General features: G+C 51.5%; 13 protein-coding genes. 3 read left to right on the top strand and 10 right to left on the bottom strand.

From position 1 onward, the window contains the following. Window positions 1–12 precede the first annotated feature (12 nt). The 5 genes from ABXS88_RS11465 to ABXS88_RS11445 form a co-directional block, all read right to left on the bottom strand. Window positions 13–480, bottom strand: coding sequence for a chemotaxis protein CheW (locus tag ABXS88_RS11465; RefSeq protein ID WP_353672181.1), 468 nt, complete (start codon window positions 478–480; stop codon window positions 13–15). Between the two features lie 61 nt (window positions 481–541). After that, complete coding sequence (locus tag ABXS88_RS11460) at window positions 542–910, bottom strand: response regulator (RefSeq protein ID WP_353672180.1); 369 nt, start codon at window positions 908–910, stop codon at window positions 542–544. Beyond that, window positions 910–2,061 carry a response regulator gene (locus ABXS88_RS11455; RefSeq protein WP_353674812.1) on the bottom strand — a complete coding sequence of 384 codons (1,152 nt, stop codon included), beginning with the start codon at window positions 2,059–2,061 and terminating at the stop codon, window positions 910–912. The genes ABXS88_RS11460 and ABXS88_RS11455 overlap by 1 nt, the downstream gene beginning before the upstream one ends. Before the next feature lie 465 nt (window positions 2,062–2,526). Further along, complete coding sequence (locus ABXS88_RS11450; RefSeq protein ID WP_353672179.1) at window positions 2,527–4,218, bottom strand: NAD-binding protein; 1,692 nt, start codon at window positions 4,216–4,218, stop codon at window positions 2,527–2,529. Between the two features lie 75 nt (window positions 4,219–4,293). Further along, a complete protein-coding gene (locus tag ABXS88_RS11445; protein ID WP_353672178.1) occupies window positions 4,294–4,677 on the bottom strand; it encodes a hypothetical protein in 384 nt (127 codons plus the stop codon). A gap of 12 nt (window positions 4,678–4,689) precedes the next feature. Between ABXS88_RS11445 and rppA the strand changes: the two genes are divergently transcribed. Both rppA and zwf read left to right on the top strand, forming a co-directional pair. Then, window positions 4,690–5,382, top strand: coding sequence for a two-component system response regulator RppA (rppA, locus tag ABXS88_RS11440; RefSeq protein WP_353672177.1), 693 nt, complete (start codon window positions 4,690–4,692; stop codon window positions 5,380–5,382). 301 nt (window positions 5,383–5,683) lie between these two features. Further along, window positions 5,684–7,213 (top strand): glucose-6-phosphate dehydrogenase, encoded by a 1,530-nt coding sequence (gene zwf, locus ABXS88_RS11435; RefSeq protein WP_353672176.1) that lies wholly within the window; start codon window positions 5,684–5,686, stop codon window positions 7,211–7,213. On the opposite strand, the gene ABXS88_RS11430 is transcribed toward zwf, so the two are convergent. After that, window positions 7,210–7,647 carry a hypothetical protein gene (locus ABXS88_RS11430; RefSeq protein WP_353672175.1) on the bottom strand — a complete coding sequence of 146 codons (438 nt, stop codon included), beginning with the start codon at window positions 7,645–7,647 and terminating at the stop codon, window positions 7,210–7,212. The genes zwf and ABXS88_RS11430 overlap by 4 nt on opposite strands. A 92-nt stretch (window positions 7,648–7,739) precedes the next feature. After that, window positions 7,740–8,432 carry a Uma2 family endonuclease gene (locus ABXS88_RS11425; protein ID WP_353672174.1) on the bottom strand — a complete coding sequence of 231 codons (693 nt, stop codon included), beginning with the start codon at window positions 8,430–8,432 and terminating at the stop codon, window positions 7,740–7,742. A gap of 135 nt (window positions 8,433–8,567) precedes the next feature. Here ABXS88_RS11425 and ABXS88_RS11420 point away from each other — a divergent pair, with 135 nt between their 5' ends. Next, window positions 8,568–9,392, top strand: coding sequence for an alpha/beta hydrolase (locus ABXS88_RS11420; RefSeq protein WP_353672173.1), 825 nt, complete (start codon window positions 8,568–8,570; stop codon window positions 9,390–9,392). 58 nt (window positions 9,393–9,450) lie between these two features. Here ABXS88_RS11420 and ABXS88_RS11415 read toward each other — a convergent pair whose 3' ends face one another. The 3 genes from ABXS88_RS11415 to hemL form a co-directional block, all read right to left on the bottom strand. Beyond that, window positions 9,451–10,722: a type IV pilus twitching motility protein PilT gene (locus tag ABXS88_RS11415; protein WP_353672172.1), complete on the bottom strand. Its 1,272-nt coding sequence runs from the start codon at window positions 10,720–10,722 to the stop codon at window positions 9,451–9,453. A gap of 203 nt (window positions 10,723–10,925) precedes the next feature. Continuing rightward, window positions 10,926–11,942: a glycosyltransferase family 2 protein gene (locus ABXS88_RS11410; protein WP_353672171.1), complete on the bottom strand. Its 1,017-nt coding sequence runs from the start codon at window positions 11,940–11,942 to the stop codon at window positions 10,926–10,928. 57 nt (window positions 11,943–11,999) lie between these two features. Continuing rightward, a complete protein-coding gene (gene hemL / locus ABXS88_RS11405) occupies window positions 12,000–13,301 on the bottom strand; it encodes a glutamate-1-semialdehyde 2,1-aminomutase (protein ID WP_353672170.1) in 1,302 nt (433 codons plus the stop codon). Window positions 13,302–13,467: the final 166 nt, after the last annotated feature.

Here is a 13,467-nt window from a genome sequence, read left to right as displayed (position 1 = left end):
AATCTCCAAGGATTAATGGGATGAAGAAACAAGGGAAATTGGGGTCGGGTTGGGCCCTTGTAAGGCCTGGAATACCGCATCCACGTCCAGAATTCCCACAGATTGGCCGTCAATGCGCGTCTGGGCCTGCAAACAAGGTCGCTGGGGAGCTTGGCCTGAGACGTTAAGGTCAAGACTGATAATGCCATTGAGCTTGGCCACCAATCCTGCTACCCGAAAGCTATCCTTGAGCAGGACAATCCCGACGGTACGACCCATGACACGACGGGCCGGGGCTTTGTGTTCTCCCAATAAATGATTCAGATCAATCACCCAGAGTAGTTGGCCCCGTTGGTTGCTAACCCCCAGAAACGCGGGTTTAATTCCGGGCACCGGGCACAACTCCGTCGGCCCCATAGATAACACTTCAGCGGTTTGTTCTAGGGGGATCGCCAGGGACAGAGCAGATGTGAGTTCAACCCAGAAAAAATCCTTTACCATTGCTCAATCCTCGCCATAATGCCGTTTCTCTTCCATGCCACTGCTCCCAAAGTATTGAGCGTTAAATAGCTAAATATTCCTTAGCTGTTTTCATCAAGTCACTGGGACTGTAGGGCTTGGTTAGATAGGCATTACCCCCTTGACGGAGGGCCCAAAAGCGGTCGTATTCTTCATTTTTTGTGGAGCAAAAAACAATAGGAACCGTCTCCAAACCAAGGTCTGTACGAATTTTACGACAGAGATCATAGCCACTGATATCTGGCATAACAATATCTAAAAAAATCAAATCCGGCGCTGGATTATCCGTCAGCCATTGAATGGCAGAATTGCCATCGCTCAGGGCGATAATTTCAGCACCCAAAGTTTTTAATAGACCAGAGATTAATAATTGCTCTGATTTAGAATCTTCGACAACTAAAATACGTTTCATTATGCTTCCTTAGAGGGAGAGGATTGGGAAATATAGGTGCTAACCGTCTGCACCAATTCTTGGGGTAGGAAAGGCTTACAAATATAGCCCACCGACCCAGCCATTTTAGCTTTAACTCGGTCAAGAATACCATTTCTTCCCGTTAACATAACAACGGGAATATCCTTCAGAGCACTAGACTTATTGCAGAGACTACAGAGCTGATAACCATCAATTTCCGGCATGTTAATGTCCATTAAAATGAGGTCGGGCTTGGCATGAAGTAAGGCCGTTAGGGCCTTAACCGGATCTTTAATATTAATGACTCGAAAACCACTGGCCTCTAGGGTAAAGGACACTACCCGCTGGATTGAAGGACTATCATCTACACAGGCCACGACGGGGCGGTTATCCGCCTGGGGCAGTTCGTAGGGCAACAGTTTAATAACATCGGTCTTAATCAGAGGCTGGAGTACCAAAGCCGTATTTAGCGTACTGGTTTGACCTCGCTGGGCTAATTCGTACAAACACAATTTTTCCTCCAGCAACGACCGCACAAGCTGGAATTGCGTCCCTTGTTTACTATCGAGGAGTAGATGGCGGCTGACAAACTGGTCGAGGAGTTCTGGTTCGGTGACCGTGGGCCGATAGAGCACGGAAGGAATCTCAGCCCGCAGTTTGGCCCAGTATTTAATTTGCTGTTCTGCCGGAACCATCAGTTGTTTGAGGTCGAGGTAGAGCAGAAGATGTTCTAACCCCACCGTATTTTCAAAATGACAGCGGGGTTGCTTCAGGGAGAGAATTTGAATCAGGGCCTCTTGGGTAAATTTCGCGAGGATAGAGCGGACTTCCTGGAAGCTAAATTCCCCGGACTGCCAGAGGTCACAGAGATATTGGTAATCATCAGTAATCGTTTCCGGGAGTTGGAAGGTTTTATTGGGAACGTAGCGTTGGAGTAGGTAGCCGAGTCGCTCAGATTGCCCTTTTTCACTGCCGGCAAAGTGAATTCTGCCATTACCGAGGTAAATACGCCAGTGTAGTGACGAATCACTGGGATTTTCGACAATTAATTTTCCTGATGCTTGATTGATGATGAGCTTTTGCAAGACGCGATAAAGCGTTCCTTCCGTTTGAGTCAGGTTGGCAGAACTAGAAAGGGGAGGGGGCATCATGATCGTCACAGCAGTTACTTACCTAGTCGATGAATATAAGGTCTCAGTTTGATGGCTATTGTAGGAGATTCACGGCAGAGGGGTTTAAAAATAAGCGTTTTTGTTGATCAAGGGACTAACGTAGGACAGTAAGCAACCTAATGGTAGTGGTAACTAACCGTCTCGGGAATAGGAGCGTGAACCTCAAGCTTTCACCATAGAATAACCGTTTTCAGGCGAAGGTATTGCAGACTACCGCTACCAGGAATAGGTTTGAGGGCGAGGCATAGCCAGCCGTCAATGGGAATGGTGATGACCTGGGAGAGACTAAGGCATGGCCCGAAAAATATTTTCACTCACAAAACATATAATCCCAAAATCATTGCAGAGAGGTTAAAAGAAGATTAATAATAAATTAATCAGAATATTTGCGGCCCCAGTCTGTTCACATTAAGAAATGCTTAAGTCACGACAGGGCATCTGGGCCTAGAGGAGTTGTAGATCGGTTTGGGGAATCCGCCACAACTGGTCGAGTTTCATAGCCGGCATAGTCACGTATAAAACATCCCCAGAATTCAGGCGGGTTTCCAGGAGTTCCCAACTATGGATCGTCTGCTGGGCACGCTCCAAGTACAGAGGCACGAAGTCCATGGCCATCGCCGCCTCTTGAACCACCTTGTCGCAAAAGGGATGATTAGGGGTAATTAAGGTCGCCAGGGCCACCCAGAGGAGGTCTTCCGTCATGCCATTGCCTAAGATTTTGCCCCCCAAGGCGGCAGCTGCGAAGGAGTAGGCCGCTAATTCTGAGGGACAGAGGACGGCATCAAATTCAAATAATTCCTGCACTGATTGACTAAACTGGGCATCCTGACAGCGCAATACGACTCGTAATTGGGGCGCAATGGCCCTGGCCGTCAGGGCAATTTCCAAGTTCACGGTGTCATCACTGGTAGCCACCAAAATGGCCTGGGCCTTATGGATATTGGCGGCCTTGAGGGTCGCTTCTAAGCAGGCATCTTCGACGATCACAGGAATGCCCAAAGACCGGGCCGTGTGAAGAAAGCGATTATCATCATCCACTTCGATGGCCACCACTTCATGGCCCTGGCCTTGCAACTGTTCCAGAATAGCCATGCCGACCCCGCCCAAACCGCAAATAATATAGTGATTCTGGGTGGGGAGTTTGGCCGCATCTAAAAATTGCTTGAGACGACTACCAAGGACAAAATCGTTGAGGAGGGCGTAGCAAATGCCAACGACACCAGCTCCGGCAATCATCATCACGGTGGTAAAGAGTTTGACCGCATCGGGGGAGGTTTCAGCCACTTTTTCCTGGCCCCCGGCTCCGGTAATCATGCCCACCGAAAAGTAGAGAGCATCAACGAGGGAAATTTTTTGATTGACCCAAATATAGGTAAAGGTGGCCGTCAAAATCATCAGCAAGAGGAAGAGGGACACCCAAAGCACCTGACGAATGTAGCGTTGGTACTGGCGCAAATTGGTCACCACCTTCAGCAGTTTGGGCCAAAGAGAACCCCGACGTTGGCGGTATTGGGGCTGTAAACCGACAATAAGATGGTCGCCGAGCTTCAAGGTCTGGCCCTGGGTCACCGCGGAAACCAAATCCATCTCTCCCCGAGCCGGTAGGTAATGAATTAACATGCGTCGGGGATCGTCCCAGAGGTCACTGAGGGGCAGATCACGCCAAGGGTGCTGGGCATCGATCACAATTTCTTGAATGGGCCAGGTGCGATTAAACAAGCGCAATTGGCCAATGGCCTGATTACCCAGGGCTGCAAAGGAAAAAATCGGCGCGGCCAGGGCCGAAACGCTTAGGCTCAGATGATCAGGTAGGGTCTGGTCTAGGCGGTCTCCCAACGTATGATTAAACAAACGATTAATCACGCGAATGCCGGGATTGAGAATTCTGGCCTGGGTGAGAATGGCTAAATTGAGGGCATCGTCGCTGGTGGCGAGGACGAGGGTTTGGGCCGTTTGAATTTTGGCCAGGGCCAAGGTCGCCGGGGAACGCAGGTCGCCCACCACAATCCGTTGGGGATTTTCGCCTGCAATGGCCTGGGTTGAGATACCCACGACATCGGCCCCCTGTTGTTTTAACAAACTAAAAATACGATAGCCGGTTTGGCCCAAGCCACAGACGATAATGCGGGGTTTCATGGTTTGTCCTCCCGATGCCCGGACAAAATCTTGTTTCTTATTATCTCGATTTCCATTCAGCAAAACTGTAGCCATTCAGGCCCCTTTGGCAGCTAAATCCGCAAAAATATTGTCGATCAAGTGTTTAGCTTTGTGATCCAGGGCCCGCCAATCTACCTCGTTCTCAGCGGTCAATAGGTTCGGATCAACGGTGACAGGCTGAGCCGCTGGGGCCTGGGGTTGATAATCGACAAAGCAGACCTGAAAGCAGAGTTCCCAGAGGCTAAAGACAACGGCTTGGCCCTGATCTTCTAAAATCAATTGATGACCGGGGTAGGGGTCTTGCACTTCCTGGTAAGTGCCTCGCCAAGCACTGGTTTCTATTGCCTGGCGCAGGTGATCGAGAATACGGATCAGGGCCGGCTGCATTAGGATTTCGGCTTGTTCCCAATCCCGTTGACTGCTAAAGGTTGGTTTCATAATAATTTTGTGATGAAAATTTTGCTGGTGGATGATGAAATGGCCCTGACCCAACCCCTCAGTCAAGTCTTGGGCCGTGAGGGTTATCAGGTGGAAGTGGCCGCGGATGGCCAGACGGGTTTGACCCTAGGTTTGGCCCAGGACTACGACCTCCTCATTCTTGATTGGATGTTACCCCATTATTCCGGGCTGGAAATTTGTCAGCAACTCCGTTGCCAGGGCAAGCAAACACCAGTTTTATTTTTGACTGCAAAGGATACCCTTGATGACCGCGTTTTGGGCTTGGATGCCGGGGCTGATGACTATCTAGTTAAACCCTTTGAACTGCGAGAACTCTTAGCTCGGGTACGGGCCCTGCTCCGGCGCTCTCCTAATTGGGATAGTGGCCTGCTGACAGAACCCGCCGGCGTAGATGGCCTGAGTCTAGATGCGGACAACCAAGTGGCCTACCGCCAGGGCCGCATGATTAATTTATCGGACAAAGAAGTGCAACTCCTCAGTCTTTTTCTGCGCTATCCCCAACAACTGATCACCCACGAGCAGATTTATCAATGCCTTTGGCCCGAGCAAAGCAGTCCGGGAAGTAACGTGATTGCGGCTCTAGTCCGTCTCCTGCGTCGTAAAGTTGAAGCCGAAGGAGAACCGGCCCTGATTCACACTGTCTATGGCAAGGGATATCGCTTTGGCCAACAGCCGCCGAGTTAACTCGGATTAATCAACTAAATACGGAGGCCCTATAGTTATTGGGAATTGTATTCCGCTGTCGCTTACCCAGCCCTTGCCCCTCGTTAATACCAATTCTCCAAATTAGAGCTATAGATATTTACCCCTCCGCCTACGGCACCTCCCCTTGGCAAGGGGAGGACAGTTGGGGCCAGTTGTATAGGCGGGCTTCAGAGATTTGGTATAAGGCCCCCATCATTTGTTAAGACTTTTGCAAGATCTGGCCTGCGCTTTTGGATTTGTACGCTATTTTTAGCCTAGTGGTCACAGGACAAAAATAGCCATGGTAACTTTACTCGAAAATCCCTTCCGCATTGGACTCCGCCAAGAACGTACCCCCGAGCCCTTAATTCTGATTATTTTCGGGGCCTCCGGTGACCTCACCCAACGCAAGCTCGTCCCAGCTATTTATCAGATGAAACGGGAGCGGCGTTTGCCCCCCGAGTTGACCATCGTCGGTTTTGCCCGTCGGGACTGGAGCCACGACTATTTCCGGGAACAAATGCGCCATGGTATTGAAGAATTTTCCGATGGCATTGGCAGTGAAGACCTGTGGCAGGAATTTTCCCAGGGCCTATTTTATTTTTCCGGCGACATGGATAATCCCGACAGTTACCAGGCCCTGAAACAGTTCCTAGATGGCCTGGATCAAAGCCGAGGCACAAGAGGCAATCGCGTCTTCTATCTAGCGGTTTCACCTAAATTCTTTCCGCCGGGGATTAAGCAATTAGGGGCTGCAGGCATGCTCAAGGATCCCCTCAAACATCGCATTGTAATTGAAAAACCCTTTGGTAAAGACCTAAGTTCGGCTAAGGCCCTGAATCAGGTGGTTCAGCGGGTCTGTAAAGAAGAACAAGTTTATCGTATTGATCATTACCTCGGCAAGGAAACCGTTCAAAATTTGATGGTTTTCCGCTTTGCCAACGCGATTTTTGAACCGCTGTGGAATCGTCAATTCATCGACCACGTGCAAATTACCGTCGCAGAAACAGTGGGAGTGGAAGACCGGGCTGGCTACTACGAAACCTCCGGGGCATTGCGGGATATGGTACAAAATCATCTTCTACAATTGTTTTGCCTAACAGCCATGGAACCTCCCAATGCCATCAATGCCGATAGCATCCGCAATGAAAAGGTTAAAGTGCTCCAGGCCACTCGTTTAGCTGACGCCGATAATCTGGAAAATTGTGCCATCCGTGGCCAGTACAAAGCTGGTTGGATGCGCGGCAAGCCCGTCGCCGGTTATCGAGAAGAACCGGGGGTCAATCCCCAATCCACAACGCCCACCTTTGTGGCCCTGAAACTAATGATCGACAACTGGCGCTGGCAAGGAGTCCCCTTTTATCTGCGCACGGGCAAGCGTTTACCCAAGAAAGTGAGTGAAATTGCGATTCAGTTTCGGGAAGTTCCCCTACTTATTTTTCAATCCGTAGCTCACCAGACCAATCCCAACATTTTGAGTCTGCGTATCCAGCCCAACGAAGGGATTTCCCTGCGTTTTGAGGCCAAGATGCCTGGGGCCGAACTCCGCACCCGTACCGTGGAAATGGACTTTAGCTACGGTTCCTCCTTTGGGGTGGCCACCGCCGATGCCTACCATCGCTTGCTGCTCGATTGTATGCTCGGAGACCAGACCCTCTTTACCCGAGCCGATGAGGTAGAAGAGGCCTGGCGGGTCGTGACTCCGGCCCTGTCCGCCTGGGATGCTCCGGCTGAGCCCAGTACGGTGCCCCAATACGAAGCCGGTACCTGGGAGCCCAGTGAGGCTGAAGATCTGATCAATCGTGATGGCCGACGCTGGCGCCGACTTTAGGGGAGTGGGCCAAGCCGGGCCTGATGACCCTGAATCCCTTGGAAACGGGTTTTATCCTGTTCTCCCACGTAGGGGCCTTGCTTGACCTCAATCATTTCCAAGGCCTCGATCACCTCAAAACCATGGCCCCCAGTAATTAAAAGAATGACATCCCCGGCTTCCAGTAAACGACTTTCTAGGTACTGCTGTTGGTCACTATAAAAATCAACCCGTAGTTTGCCCTGCTTAATAAAGAGCACTTCCTGGGTAAATAGAACATCGCGGGGTACAGGGTTATGCACATGGGCCGGAATCACTTTCCCCGCAGGATATTTCATATAGGCCAGTTGTTGAGAAAGCTCATTGGGCGTAAAAAAATGAATGCCCTCTGCTTGAAAGCGGTGGGAAAGAATCAGGGCCAGGAGTTGGCCATGGTCGGTAATCTGTTCGAGCATCAGTTAGGGCATTTACCAGAGGGAATATCAGGGCCAAGCCAGTCAGGGGAAGCGATGGGGCCTGGCAGATGGCCCTAGCTTATCGGTACGGTTTAGGACGAGATCGAAGACGGATCTGGAATACCGGCCTGCTGGAGTAAGGCCCTAAGGCGAGCATTTTCCTGTTCTGCTAGCTCCGCTCGTTGCCGTTCTTGCTGGGCTATTTCTTGGGCCTGCTGGGCCTGGCGGGACAGTTCTATCGTTGTCAGGAACCGTCCCCCGTCGGGATAATAAACCTCTAGCTGGTCGGGCGTCAACCGCAAGCGAATCCCTAGACGAGGACTGATCCAATCGCTAATCTCCTCAATCACCTGGAGCCGGCCTGCAACCCGTTGATAGCCATTTAAATCGATGTGGTCGGGGTCATAGATATAGTATTCTTCTACGCCATATCGGTCGTAAAATTCCAACTTCTTAGCCATTTCCTTGAGGGTATTGCCCGGCGACAGAATCTCAAAGACGACCTGGGGGGCCAGATTTCCCTCCAGCCACTGCCGATAGGAACCCCGCTCACCCTTGGGGCGGCCAAAAACAACCATGGCATCCGGGGCTACGCGAATATCGGGACGACCTTCCACTGGATACCACAACAAATCCCCCGCCACAAACACCTGGGGGTCATCGCTAAAAAGACATTCCAGGTTTTCCTTGATCAGCACAATCCAGCGAAATTGCAGCGTATTATCGGCCATGGGTTGTCCGTCGCTATCAGGATAAATGAGGTCTCGTTCACAGGCTAGCGTCATGGGCCTTGCTTCTCGGTACTGGCTAATGATCTGATTCTAGTCTAACGACGACGGGGATGATACGCTCTCAAGTATCGCACCGGCACGGTCATTGGATAATTGCCGGGCCTCTCCTTTCCTCCGTCTCTTCTTCCTATGGTTCTAGATATTCTTCGTCAATACAACCTCCAGATCACAGGCAATCTCCAGGCGCCCCAAACTATCTTATTTGCCCATGGCTTTGGCAGTGACCAGCGGGCCTGGCGCTTTATTACCCCGGCCTTTCAAGAGCAATATCGTTTGGTTTTGTTTGACCTGGCCGGTTGCGGCGGCGTCAAGGTTAGTGAACGAGAAACCCTACGCCACACCTCTCTTCAGGACTACGCCGAGGATTTGATTCAAATTTGTGACTACCTGCAACTCCGGCAAGCTCATCTCATTGCCCACTCTGTCAGTAGTATGCTGGGAACACTAGTGGCCCTTAAACGCCCAGAGTTTTTCACCAGTCTTGTGTTTATCGGGGCTTCGCCTTGCTATTTGAACGCAGGAGACTATCAAGGGGGGTTTCAGACTAGTGACATCAGTAGTCTCTTAAATGAAATGGCCCACAACTATGCCAACTGGGCCCGTAAGTACGCCCCTTCCATCATGAATGCCCCGACTCAACCCCTGCTCTCGGAGGAATTCTCCCGGAGTTTGTTAAAGTTGCGCCCAGATTTTGCTTTGCTGATTTTTAGCTTGATTATGGATTCGGATTATCGACAGGCCGTTAGCCAAATCAGACTGCCAGTTTTAATCCTACAAACGAAGGAAGACCTGTTTGTCCCTCAAAGTGTTGGGGAGTACCTCCATCAACGGATCTGGGGCAGTACCCTTCGTCTTATTCCAGCGAAGGGCCATTTTCCCCACATGAGTAATCCCCAAGCAGTGATTGAAGCCATTTCAGACTTTTACCGACTTATTGCCATGGCCCACCGCTAATTTTAAATAGGGCTACTTTGGGCCCTCATCGCAGAAAGCACCCTAAAGCCGAGTCAAGCTAGACTCGACCCCGCAGGCGCATGGCCATTTCGTTGGGAGTCGGCGACATTTCCAGGGCCGTTTCTTCCGTAATCCGGCCTTCTTGATAGAGGTTGAAGAGAGATTGGTTTGAGGTGATCATGCCGTCATACTCCCCATCTAGCATTAACTCCGCAATTTCATCGTATTTGCCCTGGCGAACATAGTCCTTAACCGTCTCGGTATTAATCATAATGTCGTGGTAGGCGGCACGTTTACTATCCGTCGTGCGGCACAGGCCCTGGGCAATAATGGCCACTAAGGATTCGGCAATAGCTGTCCGCATGGCCGGCTGTTCTTCTGCAGTATAGAGGGTTAAAATCCGTTCCAGGGTTTTAATGGCACTATTGGTGTGCAGGGTTCCCATAACCAAGTGACCGGTTTGAGCCGCTTTGAGGGCCGTATTAACCGTTTCTCTGTCCCGCATTTCCCCCACCAGGATGATGTCCGGGTCTTCCCGCAGGGCCGCCTTGAGGGCCCGGTCAAACTCATGGGTATGCATCCCGACTTCCCGTTGCTTGATCAGGGAGCGCCGACTCTGGTGCACAAATTCCACCGGGTCTTCAATGGTAATGATGTGTTTAGCATGTTCTTTGTTGATGTAGTCCACCATGGCCGCCATCGTGGTTGATTTCCCGGAACCTGTTGGCCCCGTCACCAGGATCAGGCCCTTGTGGGCATCGGACACCTTACGAAAAATATCGGGAAGCCGCAGTTGTTCCATGGTCAGGATCTTGAGGGGAATCAAACGCAAGACTAGGGCTGGCCCCCGTAAGCTATCAAAGACATTGATCCGTACCCTGGCAAATTCGTACTGGGTTGCACCATCAAACTCGAGTTCCCGTTGGAAACGTTGGATCTCATCTTCGCTCAAAATCTCCCGCAACCAACTCATAAAGGTCGGCAGATCCGTTTCAGGATAGGAGAGGGTCAGCATTTCACCCCGGTCTCGCATGCGCGGCACTTCCCCCACACCGACGTGGACATCGGAATAACCCTCTTCAAAGGCCATTAAGACCAACTCGGCTAGACTGGGTTGGCCGGGAGCTCGGCCAGTACTAGGACGATTGACGGTGGACAGGGGGACTGTCGCGGAATTAAGCTGGGATGGAGGAGAAAACGCTGCAGATGGGGGCATAAATTGGGTAGAACCGGCTAAACTTTCCTCCGCTGGCTGAGGTCTGGGCGGCATGCCGGTGGGAGTAGGAATTGGCGGTAACGGAGGAACGGAGGGGCGAGGGGACTGGGTCATGGGTTTGGAAGATGTCTAAAACAATCGAGGGTAAAATCTTCGTTAGGAAGCTGAACGGACTTAACCTAAGCTTAGATCGCTGACTAGGGATCGGACATTAGCCTATACCAAATGCAACAATTGCTAATGCTAGATCGGCAGGGCTAGACGAATTAGTTCAGCGAAGTTCTGCTAGAAGGGATGAAGGGGGCCATGGTAAGGCGCTAAAATCCCGGCAGGCGATAGTCCCAATAATCGGGTCGCAAAACCCAGGCGAGTAGTTGGGGGTCACGGCGAATGGCATTACGATGGAAACGGAATCCTGCTGCAAAGGATTGACGAAAACGGGCCTTGAGGACAGAGGCTTCAGGCTCTTGGTCGGATTCAACGAAAAAGTGTCGTTCTAGATCTTCTATCCAGAATTGTACGCGCTCTTGGAGGGAAGGGGCCCTATCTGTTTCTGGTAGGCCCTCTAGCTTTCTAATTTCCGTAAATGAATCACAAACGCCTTGGAAAAAAGAACGTTGTTGGAAGTAGCGATAGGTCATACGGGCCTGGGGAACCTGGTGCCAGACCACTGCCTGGGGTTGGTAAATGGCCCGATAACCCCGTTGATTGGCCTTGAGGGTGAGGCCAGTTTCCCCGTCCCCTTGAAAACGCTGGAGATGTTTGGGTAAAGAATCAGGGTGAAAGCCCCCTAAATCTAACAGGGCCTGACGACGGATGGAGAAATTTAACCCGAAGATATAGTTGGCATCAATGTCCTGCACCTGATCTCCGAAATCCAGCAGACTCAACTCACAACAGAAACGGCCCTGGGGGCAATCGAGCCAAAACCAACGCAGCCAGTCTGGTGGTTCTACCTCATAGCGAGGGAGGTTACGGCCGCCGACCAACTGAACCGTCGGGTCTTGAAAGGTTTGAGCAATGGCCGAGAGCCAATGGGGGGCAGCTTCGATGTCATCATCCACAAATACCAGGATCTCCCCATGAGCCTCCTGAGCTCCCCGGTGTCGTCCCGATAGCAAGCCAGGCATCGGTTCGTAGTGATAAGAAAGACGATAGCTGGGGGCCTGCTCCTGGGCCACCTGGACAACCTGGGCCGTTGTGTCCTGAGAGCCGTTATCAATCACTAGGATTTCGTAGGCCTCGGCATCGAGATCCTGGGCCAACAGAGAGGCCAGGCATTTTTGCAAGACCACGGCACGATTGAGCGTCGGCACAACAATGGAAATGAGCATGATTGCTAGAGCCTCTCCCCCGTCTTGGATCGAAAGACTCTCCCTCAAGCCTAATGACTATAGGGTTGCCAGCACCATGCGAGCTGTTGCCAGGGTCTGCTCAATATCTTCGTCGGTATGGGCCAGGGAGGTAAAACCGGCTTCAAATTGGGAGGGAGCCAGGTAAATGCCTTGCTCTAACATACCGCGATGGAAACGACTGAATTTGGCAAGGTCAGCTTTTTTGGCATCTTCGTAGTTTCGCACCGGGCCAGCCGTGAAAAAGAGACCAAACATGGCACTCAAGGATCCGCCACACACGGCGTGTCCACAGTCTCGCGCCGCCTGCAGAAGGCCCTGGCTGAGTTTCTGGGTCACTTGGGTCAGGTACTCGTAGGTGCCGGGTTTTTGCAGCAGTTCTAGGGTCTTAATACCCGCCGTCATCGCCAGAGGATTACCCGACAAGGTTCCTGCCTGGTACATCGGGCCAGCTGGAGCCACGAGACTCATAATGTCTTTACGGCCACCATAGGCTCCCACCGGCAGGCCGCCTCCAATCACCTTACCCAGGGTGGTCAAATCCGGGGTGATGCCAAATTTTTCCTGGGCCCCCCCGTAGGCGATCCGAAAACCCGTCATCACCTCATCAAAGACGAGTAGAGCGCCGTATTCCTGGGTCAGTTCCCGTAGGCCTTCTAGGAAACCCGCGTCCGGTACGATAAAGCCCGCATTTCCAACAACGGGTTCGAGAATCACCCCTGCAATACTATCGGGATTTTCCACAAATAGGGCCTTCACCGCTTCCAGATCGTTGTAGGGAGCCGTGAGGGTACTGCTGGTGGTGGTTTTTGGCACACCGGGAGAATCGGGCAAACCTAGAGTGGCCACGCCAGAGCCGGCCTTGACCAGGAACATATCCGCGTGGCCATGGTAGCAGCCTTCAAATTTAATAATTTTTTCCCGCCCCGTAAAGGCCCGCATCAGACGCAGAACGGACATACAAGCTTCGGTGCCAGAATTGACAAAGCGCACCATTTCAATGCTGGGAACGGCATCAATCACCATTTCCGCCAGAATATTTTCCTGAACCGAGGGAGCGCCAAAGCTCGTTCCTTTACTCAGGGCCGCCTGCAGGGCCGCAATCACTTCTGGATGAGCATGGCCGCAGATCGCAGGGCCCCAAGTGCCAACGTAATCAATATATTTGTTCCCATCGACATCCCAAATATAGGCCCCTTCGACGCGGTCAAAAACAATCGGCTGGCCACCAACGGACTTAAAGGCACGAACGGGGGAACTGACTCCACCGGGCATCAGGGTTTGGGCTGTGGCAAAAATTTCTTCTGATTTGGTTGTTTTAAAAGGGGTTGCGCTAACCAACTTAGCCTCTCCTTTGATTGTGTTACGATTTTTAATGGTTCGGGCTAGGACAATACTCTTGAAGCCCCTAGGGTCACTTCCATTACTTTAGCGAGTTTTGGTAAGCCTACTGCAAAATTTCCAGCAATCCGAAGGATCGTTTTCCCCCAACAGTTTTAAACTTTTC

This window comes from Synechocystis sp. LKSZ1, assembly GCF_040436315.1.
Taxonomy (GTDB): domain Bacteria; phylum Cyanobacteriota; class Cyanobacteriia; order Cyanobacteriales; family Microcystaceae; genus Synechocystis.
The sequence above is the reverse complement of the archived record's forward strand: the minus strand, read 5'-3'. Positions and strand labels throughout refer to the sequence as shown.